The sequence below is a fragment of the Micromonospora sp. WMMD987 genome (assembly GCF_029581435.1).
Taxonomy (GTDB): domain Bacteria; phylum Actinomycetota; class Actinomycetes; order Mycobacteriales; family Micromonosporaceae; genus Micromonospora; species Micromonospora rifamycinica.
Genome location: NZ_CP120861.1, coordinates 272,513 through 285,858 on the forward strand (window position 1 = coordinate 272,513; position 13,346 = coordinate 285,858).

Genomic DNA, 13,346 nt, shown 5'->3' on the forward strand with positions numbered 1-13,346 from the left:
TGTGGACGCGGCCCGGTGGGCGGCGTGCGGTCCGGGGTGCGAGGATCGCTGCCGTGATGGGAACGTTGCAGACCGAGCCCGCCCGGACCCGCGTCGACCTGCTGGCTCCGCCGGTGACCGCCGCGCTGGCGCAGTGGCCGGCAGAGGCCCCGGTCGACGTCGACGAGGTGCTGGTCGCGCCGATCGACGCCACCCTCGCCGACACGGCGGCCTTCTGCGCGGCGTACGAGGTGGGGCTGGACGTGTCGGCGAACTGCGTGGTGATCGCCGGCAAGCGGGAGGGCGGGATCCGGTACGCCGCCTGTGTGGTGCTCGCCACCACCCGGGTCGACGTCAACGGGGTGGCCCGCCGGGCGCTGGACGTCCGCAAGGCGAGCTTCGCCCCGATGGCTGAGGCGGTCGAGTCGACCGGGATGGAGTACGGCGGGATCACCCCGATCGGGCTGCCGGAGTCCTGGCCGATCCTGGTCGATGCCCGGGTGATCGCCGCCCCGCACGTGATCATCGGCTCCGGCGTACGGCACAGCAAGATCGCCCTTCCCGGGCCGGCGCTCGGCGCGCTGCCGGGCGCACGGGTGATGGAGGGTCTGGCCCGGCCGGTCTAGTCAGCGACATTCATGGATGTTGTTGCACGTGAAACATGGCATCTGTCGATGCCTGCCTGCTCGCCGGCTGCCGATCGGGGTCGTCCGGCGTCAGGGGGTGGACTCGCGCTGGGCCACCTCGGTCAGGGCGGCGAGCAGGGTCTCCGGCTCCTGCGCCCCGGTGACGCCGTACCTGCCGGCGAGCACGAAGGTAGGCACGCTGCTCACCCCGAGCCGGTGGGCGGCGGCCAGATCGGCGGCCACCTCGCGCCGGCCCGCGTCGGACGCCAGGTGGTCGCGTACCTCGGTCTCGTCCAGCCCGACCGAGGTGGCCAGCGCGACCAGCGCCGACGGCGATCCGACGTCCACCCCGTCGGTGAAGTGCGCCCGGTAGAGCGCCTCGACCAGCTCGCCCGCCCGGCCGTGACCGTCGGCGAAGCGGACCAGCCGGTGCGCGTCGAAGGTGTTGGCGCTCACCGCCCGGTCGAAGTTGAGGGTCAGCCCCACCCCGGCGGCGACCCGGGTCACCTGGTCGGCCATCTGTTCCGCCCGTTCCCGACCGCCGAACTTCGCGGCCAGCGCGTCGAGTAGTGGCTGCGGCGCGGCCACCGGCGTCGGGTCGAGCTGGAACGGCCGGTACCGGACGGTCACCTCACCGTCGTACGACGCCAGGGCCTGTTCGAAGCGGCGCTTGCCGATGTAGCACCAGGGGCAGACCACGTCGGCGTAGATGTCGATCTCCATGATCGGAGACAACCCGCAGCTCAGCCGGCTTGTTCCCGAACCTGCCGCTTGAGTCGGGTCAGGATCGCCGTGCCGCCGCGCACCCGCAGTGGGCTGATCGCCTGGGCCAGCCCCATCCGTTGGTAGAGATCGTCCGGGACGCCCAGCACCTGCTCGGCGCTCGCTCCGGCCAGCCCTTCGGCGAGGATGCCGGCGAAGGCCCGGGTGGTGGGTGCCTCCGGCGGGCAGTCGAACACGGCGGTCACCGTGCGGTCCGGATTGACCTCGGCCCGCAGGAAGAACGCCGTCTGGCACTCGGGGACCTGTTCCAGATCGTCGCGGTCCACCCCGGCGGGCAGCGGCGGGATCACGTCGGCGTACTCCAGCAGCATCTCCAGCACCACGTCGCGGGGGGCGTCGGCGAACTCCTCGACGATCTCGGCCAGTCTGGTCGGCATCTCGGACATCCCGCCAGGCTACCGCCGCCCCGGCGCGGCCTACGGCCCATGCCGCCGCTCTCCGCGTCGGGGCGGCCACGCCGCTCAGCTGTTGGGGGCGGCTTCGCTGATGTCGGCGAGCGCCGAACTGGGGTCGAGCTGCATCGCCAGGTCGCCCAGGGAGACGATGCCGACGAGCTTGCGCTCGTTGTCACAGACCAGGATCCGACGGATGTTGCGCTCGCGCATCAACGCCACCGCCTCACCCGCCGTGGCGTGCTGCTCGATCATCACCACCTCCCGGGTGATGATGGAACCGATGGTGGTGGTGGTCGGATCACTGCACTCGGCGACCGCCCGGACCACGATGTCCCGGTCGGTCAGCAGGCCCGCCAGCGTCGAGCCGTCGGTGACCACCACGTCCCCGATGTCGGCCTCCTTCATCACCCTGGCCGCCTCGTCCAGGGTGGTCTCCACCGCGAGGTAGACCACCTGCTTCGTCATCACGTCACTGACCCGGTACATGGCAGCCCTCCGTACAACACCCGTGGTCGATCCCACTCCGGTACCCCGTGGCGCGCGCGCTACACCCCGTTCCCACGACCCGAACCGGCACCCACCACCCTGACCATCCCCGGGGCCGGGGTGGGGCGGGAAATCGGTGGACAGGGGGTTCCGGATTGCTGAGCATCGATGGCATGCGGCAGGACGAGATCTGGGACGCCGAGGCTGCTCGGCACTACGACACGCCGGGCACCGGGATGTTCGCGGCCGAGGTGCTGGGGCCGACGGTGGACCGGCTCGCCGCCCTCGCGGGGGACGGGCCGGCGCTGGAGTTCGCCATCGGCACCGGCCGGGTGGCCGTTCCGCTCGCCGCCCGGGGGGTGCCGGTGACCGGGATCGAACTGTCCGCCCCGATGATCGCGCAGCTCCGCACCAAGGTGGACGCACAGACCATCCCGGTGGTCGCCGGTGACATGGCCACCGCTGTAGCCCCGGGCGAATACTCACTGGTCTATCTGGTCTACAACACGGTCGCCAACCTGCTCACCCAGGCCGAGCAGGTGGCGTGCTTCCGCAACGCCGCCCGGCACCTCGGCGAGGGTGGCCGGTTCGTCATCGAGCTGTGGGTGCCCGAGCTGCGCAAACTTCCACCCGGGCAGCAGGCGGTGGTCTGGCACTCCGAACCCGGCTACCTCGGGGTGGACACCTACGACGTGCTGAACCAGCACCTGGTGTCGCACCACTTCCGGTTCGCCGACAGCCGGCAGGCGGAGCTGTTCCGTACCCCGCACCGCTACGTCTGGCCCGCCGAGCTGGACCTGATGGCGCAGCTCGCCGGGTTCACGCTGGAGAGCCGGCACGCGGACTGGGCCGGGAGCGAGTTCACCGCCGAATCCCGCTCCCACGTCTCCGTCTACCGCCTGCCCTAGCCGCACGCTCCCGACGTGGCGGGCCGCCCTCGGCGGGCCGGGGTGGGTCAGCGGGTGCCGACACCGTTGCCGGTGGCGGCGACGAAGGACCGCCAGGCCCGGCGGTCGAAGGTGAGGACGGGACCGGTCGGGTCCTTGCTGTCACGCACCCCGACGACGCCGGGTAGACCGTCGGCGACCTCGACGCACTCGCTGTTGCCGCTGCGGGTGGACTTGCGCCAGGTGGCACCGGTCAGCTCCATGACGTCATCACTTCCTTCATCAGCAGTGCCGACTGGTTGTGCGGCAGGGCCTCGCTGCGGACGCTCTCCCACCGAGCGATCAGGATAGTCAGCTCACCGTCCTTGTCGATCGTGGTGCCATCGAGCTGATTCTCCAGATAACCCACCCAACCGCTGTCGTTGCCGAGCGCCAGGGTGAACGGGCCGGCGAGACCGACGTGGGTGCTGACCTCGGCAGGTATCACGTGGATGCTGACGTTCGGCTGGTCGATGCACTCCAGCAGGTGGGCGATCTGCTGCACCATCAGGCCCCGGAAGCTCTCGTCCGCGCGCCGGAGCACCGCCTCCTCCACCACCGCGATCAGCTTCGGCGGCTGCGAACGAGTGAGCACGTTCTGCCGGTCCAGTCGGACCGCGAGCCGTCGCTCCACCTCGTCGTCACTGAGCATGTCGTCGGCCCGGATCACCGCACGGGCGTAGTTCTCCGTCTGCAACAGACCCGGGACGAGCGTCGGGTGGTAGCACCAGAGCTGCTGTGCCTGGCGTTCGGCCTCCAGCCAGGGCCGGAACCAGTTCGGTTGCGAGTAGCGCTCGGCCAGCCTGAGCAGCGAGGTGAGCAGCCCGCCGGTCGTCAGGACCTCGTCCGCCCGCTTCAGGAACAGCCTGTCGAACGGGCGTTGGCCCAGCTCGATGGCCGAGATCTGGGAGCCGGAGAAGTGGACCAGCTTGCCGAACTCCTCCTGGCTCAGCTCCGCGTGCAGCCGCAGTCTGCGCAGTTGTGCCCGGATCAGCTCGGCGGTCGGTTCACTTTCCACACGTCCTCCACGGTTGTCCCGGCCGCCTCCCCGGTCCGACCGGGCGGCCCTCCCCGTCGACCCGACCTCACCCGGGCCGGCGTCGATGCCTTCCGACAGTAGTGGTGCCATCACCAGAATGTCACCAGCGGGTCGCCTTCCGTCCGGCCCGCTGCGGGGCCGCCCGTGACCCCCCGTGCAGGGGCGGCCCCGTCCCCACCGCCATCAGGAGGTCGAGACCGGTGAACTCCCGTCGCTTTCCGGTGCCCCGCCTCGGCCCGTATGCCGACCGGCCCCGCTCCCACCCGCCGGGCTGCCCACCGCACCTGCCGCTGCGACCGCTGTGGGTGTGCCGGGCCTGCGGCGGCCCGTGGCCGTGCGCCGAGGCCCGGCTCCTGCTCCGCATCGAGTACGACACACACCTCGTCGACCTGGCCGTCTATCTGTCGGGGCTCTATCACGAGGCGAGCCACGACCTGTTCCGGCTGAACCCGCAGGACGGGCCGACGCCCCGTGACCTGTTCGAGCGCTTCGTCGCCTGGGTGCCCTACCGTCGGCGACCGGCCACCCCACCCCCGCCGGACTGAGCTGGCCGGGCCGGTCGGGGTGGCCGGGCCGGGCCGGGATCGACATCGCCCGTGGGTGGATCAACGGTGCGGCAGGTGAGTGGATCAAGGGTGCGGCGGGCGTCGATGACCTGGGCCACGTTCGGGTGGTGGGCGGCGGTGGCCCGGGACCGGCCGGTGACAGACTGGTCGCCGCAGGAAACGAAGGCATGAGGGGGGCGGCGTGCGCTGGCGGAGCTTCGTGGCGGTCGGGGACAGCTTCACCGAGGGCATGGACGACGCGTACCCCGACGGCACCTACCGGGGCTGGGCGGACCTGGTGGCGACCCGGCTGGCCGCCGAGGTCGGCCCGGACTTCGGCTACGCGAACCTGGCGATCCGGGGTCGGCTCTTCCCGAGTGTCGTCGCCGAGCAGGTGCCCGCCGCGCTCGCCATGAAGCCCGACCTGATCAGCTTCGCGGCCGGCGGGAACGACGTGCTGCGACGCACCTTCGACCCGGACGCGCTGGCCACCCGCTTCGACGAGGTGGTGGGCCGGTTGCGGTCCGTCGGCGCCGACGTGATCCTCTTCCGGTTCGCCGACGTGTTGGCCCGGCTGCCCGGCCAGCGCCTCGTCTCCCCCCGGATCGCGCTGATCAACCGGATCATCGGTGAGATCGCCGAGCGGCACGGCGCGATCCTGATCGACCTGTTCACCGACGACACGTACCGGCTCAACCCGGTGCTCTGGAGCCCCGACCGGCTGCACCTGTCCGCCGCCGGGCACCGGCGGGTCGCCGCCCAGGTGCTGACCACGCTCGGCGTGGGCTGTGACGAGGAGTGGCTGATGGTGCCGGAGCACCCGGCCGCCACCCCCTGGCTCAGCGCCCGCGCGGCCGACCTGAGCTGGGTCGGCCGGCACCTGGCCCCGTGGATCACCCGTCGGCTCACCGGCCGGTCCTCCGGCGACACGGTCACCGCCAAGCGCCCGATCCTCGGCCCGGTGGTCGACTGACCGTGCGCACCCTCCACACCGCCCCGCTGCTGCGCCGCACCGTCGACGACGGCGGACCGTTGCCGGGCTGGGCGGTGCTGGTCGACGGCGACCGGATCGAGGCGCTCGGCTCGGTCGAGGAGCTGACGCAGGCGTACCCGATGGTGCGGGTGCGGCGGTGGCCCGGCACGCTCGGGCCGGCACTGGTGCACGACGGGCCGCTGCCGCCGGCCCCCAGCCCGCGCGAACGGGTGCACGCCCTGCTCCGGGTCGGCGTCGGCGCGGTGCTCGCCGGGCATGTCACCGACCCGGCGGTACGGGCGGCGGTGGCCCGTACCGACGTCGCCGTCCTCGACGCGGCCCGGCCTCCCGTGCTGGCCGCCGGTGACCGGGCCGACCTGGCCGTCTTCGCCGACGACGGCCGCTGTCTCGCCACCATCGTCGCCGGTCGCCTGGTGCACCGCCGGGCCTGACCGTCCCGGCGGCGCGGTGCCGGTGCCGCGCCGAGCGGACCGGGGCCGGGGCCGGGGCCAAGGCGGGCCAAGGCGGGCCGGGGACCGGGGCGATCGGGACGCGACCGGGGGCCGGGGCGGGCCCGTTGGGCGGTCGGTGCCACGGATACCGGCGTAACTTGGGGATCATGTCTGTGCCGAGTGATCCGCATCCCCGCCTCCAGTCCTACGCCGACCCGCAGCGGCTGGTCACCACCGAGTGGCTGGCCGAGCACCTCGGCGACGAGGGTCTCGTCGTGGTCGAATCCGACGAGGACGTGCTGCTCTACGACACCGGTCACCTCCCGGGGGCCGTCAAGGTCGACTGGCACACCGAGCTGAACGACCAGGTCACCCGGGACTACCTGGACGCGGAGAGCTTCGCCGAGCTGTGCGCGGCCAAGGGCATCGGCCGGGACGACACGGTCGTCTTCTACGGCGACAACTTCAACTGGTGGGCCGCGTACGCGCTGTGGGTGTTCACCCTGTTCGGTCACGCCGACGTCCGGCTGCTCGACGGCGGCCGGCAGAAGTGGATCGCCGAGGGGCGTGAGCTGACCCGGGAGAAGACGGTCCGGCCGCGCGCCGACTATCCGGTGCCGCAGCGCAACGACGCGCCGGTCCGGGCGTACCGGGAGCAGGTGATGGCGCACGTGGCGGCGGGCCGGCCGCTGGTCGACGTGCGGTCGCCGGGCGAGTACACCGGCGAGATGCTGCACATGCCGGACTACCCGCAGGAGGGGGCGCTGCGCGGCGGGCACATCCCGGGCGCGGTGAGCAAGCCGTGGAAGTCCGCCGCGAACGACGACGGCACCTTCAAGTCGGCCGACGAGCTGCGGGCGATCTACACCGACCAGCTCGGGCTGAGCCCGGCCGACGACGTGGTGGCGTACTGCCGGATCGGTGAGCGGTCCAGCCACACCTGGTTCGTCCTGCACCACCTGCTGGGCTTCCCCCAGGTGCGCAACTACGACGGCTCGTGGACCGAGTGGGGCAACCTGGTCCGCGCTCCCGTGGTCCGGGGCGACCAGCCCGGCGGCCTGGCCGGCTGACCGCCCGCCGTCGCCGGTCCGGCGTTCCGACCCCGGGACGCCGCACCAGGGCGTCGGGGGCGTGGCACGGTCCGTCGGGTGGATGGCCGGCGGGAGATCGGCGGTATCACCGACACGCGGTCGCCGGGCGGGGGAACCTGCTGGTGGAACCCTGGTCACCCGGTGAGGAGACGGCGTGCACCGACCGCGACCCCGGCTGACGGCGCTGTGCGCCCTGGCCGCCGTGCCACCGGCTATCGAGGCGGTGGTGCTGGTCCGCCTCGGGTTCGTCGCCGCCCAGGGACTCTCCTCCCAGGTCACCGCCGTCTGGCCGTACGACACCTATCACGACCTGCGCTGGCTGTACGTCTACCACGACTCGTGGCCCGCATTCCTGGCCGGGCTGCTGCTGTTGGTCGGGTTCCGTGGGGTGCTCACCACCGGACTGGTCGCGCTCGCCTGGCCCGCCGAGGTGGCCCGTCCCGGCCTGCGCCGGCTGCTCCGGCGCAACCTCGGGCTGTCCGCGGTGGTCACCGTGCTGGTCGCGCCGTGGGCGCTGATCTCGGTGGCCGCGTCGGTGGTCGCGCTCTCCTGGGTGCTGCTCGCCTCGCTGCTGCCGATGTTCCTGCTCGCGCCGTTCCTGCAACGGGCTGCGGTGGCCGCGTCCTGGTGGCGTGGGCTGCCGTCGATCGCCCTGGTCGGCTGGTCCCTGCTGAACCTCGTGGTGATCACCGTGGCCGGCGCGCTGTGCTGGAGCGTCCCCGGCTGGTGGACGGTGCCGGTCGCGCTGCTCGCCGGGGTGGCCAACGGGCTGCTCTGGGAACGCACCGTGCACGTGGCCGTGCGGACGTCCCGGGTGCGGTGGAGCCGGGTGCCGGCCACCCCGATCGCGGTTCTGCTGGCCCTCGCCGTGCCGCTGGCCATCCCGGCACTGGTGCAGGTCGTCCCGGGCGGGGTGACGGTCGAACAGGTGGTGCTCGGGCAGCGGCTGCCACCGGACGTCGGGCACGCGGTGATCGTCCTCGCCGGGCACGGTTCCGCCTACGACGGGACGCCACCGGTCGACCCGAACGTGGAACGGTTCTCCTACCGGGGGCTGGCCGGGGACGGTCGGCCGCTGCCGTACCGGCCGAGGGAGACCACCCGGTCGCTGGAGAGCAGCGCCGCCCTGCTGGAGAACCAGGTGGACCGGCTGCACCGGCGTACCGGTCGGCCGGTCGCCCTGATCGGGGAGAGCGAGGGGGCGATGCTGGCCCGTACCTACCTCGCGCAGCGTCCGCACCCGACGGTCGACACCCTGGTCATGTTCAGCCCGTTGATCAACGCGGGTCGGGCGTACTACCCGCCGCCCGGCGCGGACCGGGGCTGGGGCGTGGTCACCGGCTGGCAGCTCCGCGCCCTGCTCGGAGCGATCAGGCTGGTCGGGGTCGACGACACCGGCCCGGACGACCCGTTCATCCGGTCGCTGCTGGACAACGCGCCCTTCTACCGCAACCAGTTGATGTGCCCGGTGCCGGGTGTCCGGATGTTGGCCTTCCTGCCGACCACCACGGCCACCGAGGCCCCTCCCGGCGACTACACCGGTATCCCGGTCTTCCAGATGCCCGGGGTGCACGGCGGGCTGCTGGGCCGGTCGCTGGTCCAGGACCGGCTGGTCCACTTTCTCGCCGGGCTGCCGGAGAGTCGGCAACGCCGGGAGTATCCGCTGCTCCAGCAGCTCGGTGCGGGCTGGCAGGCACCCCCGCTGGCCATCCGGGTCAACCCGGCGTGGAACGACCGGCGGCAACCGGACCCGTCCTTCACCGGGAGGGTCTGCCAGCCGTCCTGACCGGCGGATCCCGCCGCCCGGCGCGGCGGTGCCGGACGACCAGCCGCGCGGCGGCCAGGGTCAGGCCCACCACGATCAACGCCTCGACCGGGTGGTAGGGCGCGAACAACAGGTGGACGACGACGACCACCGCACCGACCACCAGGGCGGCCGTGACCCACCGGTGTCGGCCGGACGCGACGGCCAGACCGGTCGCCACCAGCAGCACCCCGCTCGCCACGTGCAGCCAGGCCCAACTGGTGAGGTCGTAGAAGACCAACCCGTCGGCGTGCAGCGAGGCGTACACGTCGCCGCTGTCGACGTCGCCGATCCCGGCCAGCAGGTCGAACATCCCGGCGCCGAGCAGCAGACCTCCGGCGAGCGGTAACGACCGGTCCCGTTGCCGCACCGTCATCCCGCCCTTCGTCGCGTGGACCGCTCCCCTCCAGGCTAGGGGTGGCGGGCCGTGCCGTCCGGCGATCGATGCCGTCGGACGTCGACCCGGCACCGTCCGCCTGGTGAACCGGCGGGTAACCGTGGCCCCCGCTGTCCGGGTCGAGGTCTACGCTTGCCGGGTGACGGTGGGGCAGCAGGCGAGGGGCAGCGTGGGCGGTGCGGGCCGGCGCCGGTCGAGGCGCGACGAGATCCTGGAGATCGCGGTCGGGCTCTTCGCCGCCCGCGGCTACCACGGGGTCTCCATGGACGACATCGGCGCGGCGGCCGGGGTGACCGGTCCCGCCCTCTACCACCACTTCGCCGGCAAGGAGGCGATGCTGGCCGCCGCGCTGATCCCGGTCAGCGAGGGGTTGCTCGACGGCGGGCGGGACCGGGCCGCCAGCCGTCCCGGCGACCCGCGCGGCGCGCTGGAGTCGCTGATCGACTTCCACGTCGACTTCGCGCTGGCCAACCCGGCGGTCATCGCTCTGCACCTGCACGAACTCGACCGTCTCCCGGACGAGCCGCGGCGGCGTATCCGCAGGCTCCAGCGGTTGTACGTCGAGGAGTGGGTGACCGTGTTGACCGCCCTGCACCCGGGGCTGCCCGACGGGGAGGCGCGGGTGCTGGCGCATGCCGCGTTCGGCCTGATGAACTCCACCCCCTTCCTCGGCGGCGAGGTCGACCGGCGGCGACGGGCGGCCCTGCTGCGGGCCGCCGCGCTGGCCGCCCTACTGGCCGAGACCGGCCCCTGACCGTGCCGCCCGGCCCCTGACCGTGCCGCCCGGCCCCTGACCGTGCCGCCCGGCCCCTGACCGTGCCGCCCGGCTGCCCGGGTGGTTCGTCGACACTCCGGCCCGACTCGTGGTCGCCGGCCCGATCGTGGTTCCCTGGCATCCGTCCCCACCCCTGGACGCTGGAGGAAACATGATCGAGTCGCTGTTGGTCGCCAACCGGGGCGAGATCGCCCGCCGGATCATCCGTACCGCGAAGCGGCTCGGTGTCCGTGCGGTCGCGGTGCACTCGGAGGCCGACACCGACCTGCCGTTCGTGGTCGAGGCCGACGAGGCGGTGTGCGTGGGACCGGCGAACCCGGCCCAGAGCTACCGCAACGTGGCGGCGATCCTGGCCGCCGCCGAGGCCACCGGCGCGCGGGCGATCCACCCCGGTTACGGCTTCCTGTCGGAGAACGCCGACTTCGCCCGTACCGTGCAGGACCGTGGGTTGGTCTGGGTCGGACCCGGCGCGGAGGCGATCACCGCGATGGGCGACAAGATCAACGCGCGGAACCTGATGGCGGCGGCCGGAGTGCCGGTCGCGCCCGGCACCACCGAGCCGGCCGCCGACCTGACCGTGGCGGTCGACGCCGCCGCCGGGATCGGCTACCCGGTGATGGTCAAGGCCGCCGCCGGTGGCGGCGGGATGGGCATGGCGGTGGCCGGCGACGAGGCCGCGCTGCGCACCGAGTACGACAGGGTCCGCGCGTTCGCCGAGCGGATGTTCGGCGACGGCTCCGTACTGATCGAGCGGTACTTCCCCCGGGTACGCCACGTCGAGGTGCAGATCCTCGGCCTGGCCGACGGCCGGGTGGTGGCGCTCGGCGAGCGGGAGTGTTCGGTGCAGCGGCGTAACCAGAAGCTGGTCGAGGAGTCGCCCTCCCCGGCGGTCTCGCCGGAGCTGCGGGCGCGGTTGCTGGCCGCCGCGGTGCGGGCCGGCGAGGCGGTCGGCTACCGCAACGCGGGCACCGTCGAGTGTCTGCTCGACCCGGCCACGCAGGAGTTCTTCTTCCTCGAGATGAACACCCGGCTCCAGGTGGAGCACCCGGTGACCGAGCTGGTCTACGGCGTGGACCTGGTGGAGGAGCAGTTGCGGGTGGCCGCCGGCCTGCCGCCGACCTTCGACCCGGACGCGCTGACCCCGCGCGGGCACGCGATCGAGCTGCGGATCAACGCGGAGGACCCGAAGCGTTTCCTGCCCGGCCCCGGTGTGGTCAGCACCTGGGTGGAGCCGACCGGCGAGGGGGTCCGGGTCGACTCCGGGTACGTCGCCGGCAACACCGTGACCCCGTTCTACGACAGCCTGCTCGCCAAGCTGGTGGTGAGCGGCGCGGACCGGGCCGAGGCGCTGTCCCGGGCGCGGACGGCGGTCGCCGGCTTCGCGCTGGCCGGTCCGAAGAACAACCTGCCCTTCTTCGCCGAACTGCTGGACAACGAGGAGTTCGTCTCCGGCGACTACGACACCGGCATCGTCGGCCGGATGCGCTGACCCGTACGGGCCTGACCACGCGGGGCCGCGTGGTCAGGCCCGCCGGACCCCGCCCGGCGGGTACGGCAGGGGCGTCGGTCGGTACGCCGGCGGGCCGACGCCGTCGACCCGGGGCGGCGGCGACACGACGTCGATCCGGGCTGGCAGTGACACGGTGTCGATCCGGGGCGGGCGGTGGTGCCGGCCGGCCGGAGCGTCGTTGGTCGGGATCGGGCCGGCCGGGAAGTGTCCGGGGTTGCGGTCCTTGCGGGCCGGCCCGTCCAGCAGGCTGGCCTCCCGTGCTGGCGACGTGCCCGCCGGTCGCCCGCCGCCGTCGAGCGGCCGGTCGTGGGGCCGCCCTCCGCGGGTCTCCCGGTCCCGGGTCTCGATGGCGGCGCGCAGCAGGTCGTTCTGTGCCTTCCGGACGGCGAGCGCGCGTCGGAGCGAGGCGTTCTCCGCACGGAGCCGGGAAATGATCTGGTGAGCGTCCTGCCCGGTGGGGTCCGTCCCGTCGGGGGCGGTCGCCGACGGGTCGACGCCCTCGGGTCCGGTCGGGCCGCCGACGGTCGGCAGGCGTCTCGTCGGCGGTTCACCCCGGGCCGCCTCGTAGAGCCGTTCGAGACGACGCAGGGTCGCCGCCCGGTCCGCCTCGGCGACCGTGTGCTCGACCACCAGCATGACGGTCTGCCACGGCGGCCCCTTCGTCTCCGTGGTGAAGTGCCGGGACAGCCGCTTTCGCCAGGTGGCCCAGGCGCGGCCGGACCGCTTGTCGCAGATCCGGGCGGCCAGCCGGCTCCAGGTGTCGACCGCGCCGATCTCCGGGGACAGCTCGACGAGGTCGCGGACGGCCAGCGCGTACGCGGGCACCGCCGTCGAGCCGTACCGGGACGCGTAGTCGGCGGCCAACCGCTCGCGCGGGACGAGACAGTGCCGCTGGTGCCGTCCCGTCGACGGGGTCGGCGTGCCGGTGTCGGAGGTCATCCGCGGACCTCTCGCGGAGCTGCCGGACCGGGGTTCGTTCGTATCCGCATCCCGCCATGATGACCGCCTTCTTCAATACCCGTGGCCGGTTTCTGGCCGGGTGGTTGTCCGGGTAGGACGCCGCGGTCGTGGTCGCGGTATCCGTTGCCCCTCAAGCGCCCGGCCACACTCCACTTTGGCCGGGTAGGGCCGGGTGCTGCCCGGCCAGAAGGGCGTGCTGGGCGGTCCGACCGGTCGTTGTGCCTGTCGTGCCGGGGCTGCCGTCGACGGGTGGGGCGGCCGGCCGGCACACCTCGGCCGGTGGGTTCCATCGGCGGGTACCGCGTCGCAGAGGTGGAGAAGATGGGAAGCGGAAGACCGATCGGGGGCGCGCGCCCGCGTCCGGACCGTCGTCGGGTGGGCCGGTGCCTGCGGTCGACGGCGCTCTTCGCGGAGGGGGCGGTGGCGATGGCGCTGGTGCTGGGCCGCGAGGACGCGGCCGGCTGGGCGGGTGCCGTCGCGGCGGCCCTGCGCAGCGCCGCCGAGCTGGTGGAGGGGCCACCGCGTTGATCACCCGGTGCCGGGCCGGCCCCGGCCCGGCACCGGGTCGGCGTGGCGGTCGTGGCCGGCGGAGTGGTTCCCTGGGG

Annotated in this window: 17 protein-coding genes; 10 read left to right on the plus strand and 7 right to left on the minus strand. The window is 73.2% G+C overall.

Features of this window, described 5'->3' with window-relative positions; genetic code table 11:
• Positions 1-56: 56 nt before the first annotated feature.
• Positions 57-605 carry a YbaK/EbsC family protein gene (locus O7612_RS01125; protein ID WP_282269640.1) on the plus strand — a complete coding sequence of 183 codons (549 nt, stop codon included), beginning with the start codon at positions 57-59 and terminating at the stop codon, positions 603-605.
• A gap of 90 nt (positions 606-695) precedes the next feature.
• Here the strand turns inward: O7612_RS01125 and O7612_RS01130 are convergent, their stop codons facing one another.
• The 3 genes from O7612_RS01130 to O7612_RS01140 all read right to left on the minus strand — a co-directional run bounded on the left by O7612_RS01130 (position 696) and on the right by O7612_RS01140 (position 2,269).
• Complete coding sequence (locus tag O7612_RS01130; RefSeq protein ID WP_282269642.1) at positions 696-1,328, minus strand: DsbA family oxidoreductase; 633 nt, start codon at positions 1,326-1,328, stop codon at positions 696-698.
• Between the two features lie 20 nt (positions 1,329-1,348).
• Entirely contained in the window at positions 1,349-1,774 is a 426-nt protein-coding gene (locus tag O7612_RS01135) for a SufE family protein (protein WP_282269644.1), read from the minus strand.
• A gap of 75 nt (positions 1,775-1,849) precedes the next feature.
• The gene (locus O7612_RS01140) at positions 1,850-2,269 is read right to left on the minus strand and encodes a CBS domain-containing protein (RefSeq protein ID WP_067300861.1); all 420 of its coding nucleotides are present in this window, start codon (positions 2,267-2,269) and stop codon (positions 1,850-1,852) included.
• A 173-nt stretch (positions 2,270-2,442) separates the two neighbouring features.
• On the opposite strand from O7612_RS01140, the gene O7612_RS01145 reads away from it, so the two are divergent.
• Positions 2,443-3,177 carry a class I SAM-dependent methyltransferase gene (locus O7612_RS01145; protein ID WP_282269649.1) on the plus strand — a complete coding sequence of 245 codons (735 nt, stop codon included), beginning with the start codon at positions 2,443-2,445 and terminating at the stop codon, positions 3,175-3,177.
• A gap of 47 nt (positions 3,178-3,224) precedes the next feature.
• Here the strand turns inward: O7612_RS01145 and O7612_RS01150 are convergent, their stop codons facing one another.
• Both O7612_RS01150 and O7612_RS01155 read right to left on the minus strand, forming a co-directional pair.
• A complete protein-coding gene (locus tag O7612_RS01150; protein WP_067300854.1) occupies positions 3,225-3,419 on the minus strand; it encodes a DUF397 domain-containing protein in 195 nt (64 codons plus the stop codon).
• Positions 3,410-4,213 (minus strand): helix-turn-helix transcriptional regulator, encoded by an 804-nt coding sequence (locus O7612_RS01155; RefSeq protein WP_282269651.1) that lies wholly within the window; start codon positions 4,211-4,213, stop codon positions 3,410-3,412. Before O7612_RS01155 ends, O7612_RS01150 begins: the two co-directional genes overlap by 10 nt.
• A 221-nt stretch (positions 4,214-4,434) precedes the next feature.
• On the opposite strand from O7612_RS01155, the gene O7612_RS01160 reads away from it, so the two are divergent.
• The 5 genes from O7612_RS01160 (at position 4,435) to O7612_RS01180 (ending at position 9,081) form a co-directional block, all read left to right on the plus strand.
• A complete protein-coding gene (locus tag O7612_RS01160; RefSeq protein WP_282269652.1) occupies positions 4,435-4,779 on the plus strand; it encodes a hypothetical protein in 345 nt (114 codons plus the stop codon).
• A gap of 202 nt (positions 4,780-4,981) precedes the next feature.
• Positions 4,982-5,752, plus strand: a complete 771-nt coding sequence (locus tag O7612_RS01165) for an SGNH/GDSL hydrolase family protein (RefSeq protein WP_282269653.1) — start codon at positions 4,982-4,984, stop codon at positions 5,750-5,752.
• A 2-nt stretch (positions 5,753-5,754) separates the two neighbouring features.
• On the plus strand, positions 5,755-6,204 hold the full coding sequence (locus O7612_RS01170) for a hypothetical protein (protein ID WP_282269654.1): 450 nt from the start codon (positions 5,755-5,757) through the stop codon (positions 6,202-6,204).
• Between the two features lie 167 nt (positions 6,205-6,371).
• Positions 6,372-7,274 carry a sulfurtransferase gene (locus tag O7612_RS01175; RefSeq protein ID WP_067300838.1) on the plus strand — a complete coding sequence of 301 codons (903 nt, stop codon included), beginning with the start codon at positions 6,372-6,374 and terminating at the stop codon, positions 7,272-7,274.
• Between the two features lie 175 nt (positions 7,275-7,449).
• On the plus strand, positions 7,450-9,081 hold the full coding sequence (locus tag O7612_RS01180) for a hypothetical protein (protein ID WP_282269655.1): 1,632 nt from the start codon (positions 7,450-7,452) through the stop codon (positions 9,079-9,081).
• Here the strand turns inward: O7612_RS01180 and O7612_RS01185 are convergent.
• Positions 9,053-9,475, minus strand: coding sequence for a hypothetical protein (locus O7612_RS01185; RefSeq protein ID WP_282269657.1), 423 nt, complete (start codon positions 9,473-9,475; stop codon positions 9,053-9,055). The genes O7612_RS01180 and O7612_RS01185 overlap by 29 nt on opposite strands.
• A 160-nt stretch (positions 9,476-9,635) precedes the next feature.
• Here O7612_RS01185 and O7612_RS01190 point away from each other — a divergent pair, with 160 nt between their 5' ends.
• On the plus strand, positions 9,636-10,250 hold the full coding sequence (locus tag O7612_RS01190) for a TetR/AcrR family transcriptional regulator (protein WP_282269659.1): 615 nt from the start codon (positions 9,636-9,638) through the stop codon (positions 10,248-10,250).
• 172 nt (positions 10,251-10,422) lie between these two features.
• Positions 10,423-11,760: a biotin carboxylase N-terminal domain-containing protein gene (locus O7612_RS01195; RefSeq protein WP_282269661.1), complete on the plus strand. Its 1,338-nt coding sequence runs from the start codon at positions 10,423-10,425 to the stop codon at positions 11,758-11,760.
• 33 nt (positions 11,761-11,793) lie between these two features.
• Here the strand turns inward: O7612_RS01195 and O7612_RS01200 are convergent, their stop codons facing one another.
• Entirely contained in the window at positions 11,794-12,720 is a 927-nt protein-coding gene (locus O7612_RS01200) for a hypothetical protein (RefSeq protein ID WP_282269663.1), read from the minus strand.
• 342 nt (positions 12,721-13,062) lie between these two features.
• On the opposite strand from O7612_RS01200, the gene O7612_RS01205 reads away from it, so the two are divergent.
• Positions 13,063-13,269: a hypothetical protein gene (locus O7612_RS01205; RefSeq protein WP_282269664.1), complete on the plus strand. Its 207-nt coding sequence runs from the start codon at positions 13,063-13,065 to the stop codon at positions 13,267-13,269.
• Positions 13,270-13,346: the final 77 nt, after the last annotated feature.

Coding starts and splice junctions, on each gene's coding strand:
- O7612_RS01125 (WP_282269640.1), top strand. CDS start 57: ATGGGAACGTTGCAGACCGAGCCCGCCCGGACCCGCGTCGACCTGCTG.
- O7612_RS01130 (WP_282269642.1), bottom strand. CDS start 1,328: ATGGAGATCGACATCTACGCCGACGTGGTCTGCCCCTGGTGCTACATC.
- O7612_RS01135 (WP_282269644.1), bottom strand. CDS start 1,774: ATGTCCGAGATGCCGACCAGACTGGCCGAGATCGTCGAGGAGTTCGCC.
- O7612_RS01140 (WP_067300861.1), bottom strand. CDS start 2,269: ATGTACCGGGTCAGTGACGTGATGACGAAGCAGGTGGTCTACCTCGCG.
- O7612_RS01145 (WP_282269649.1), top strand. CDS start 2,443: ATGCGGCAGGACGAGATCTGGGACGCCGAGGCTGCTCGGCACTACGAC.
- O7612_RS01150 (WP_067300854.1), bottom strand. CDS start 3,419: ATGGAGCTGACCGGTGCCACCTGGCGCAAGTCCACCCGCAGCGGCAAC.
- O7612_RS01175 (WP_067300838.1), top strand. CDS start 6,372: ATGTCTGTGCCGAGTGATCCGCATCCCCGCCTCCAGTCCTACGCCGAC.
- O7612_RS01185 (WP_282269657.1), bottom strand. CDS start 9,475: ATGACGGTGCGGCAACGGGACCGGTCGTTACCGCTCGCCGGAGGTCTG.
- O7612_RS01195 (WP_282269661.1), top strand. CDS start 10,423: ATGATCGAGTCGCTGTTGGTCGCCAACCGGGGCGAGATCGCCCGCCGG.
- O7612_RS01200 (WP_282269663.1), bottom strand. CDS start 12,720: ATGACCTCCGACACCGGCACGCCGACCCCGTCGACGGGACGGCACCAG.
- O7612_RS01205 (WP_282269664.1), top strand. CDS start 13,063: ATGGGAAGCGGAAGACCGATCGGGGGCGCGCGCCCGCGTCCGGACCGT.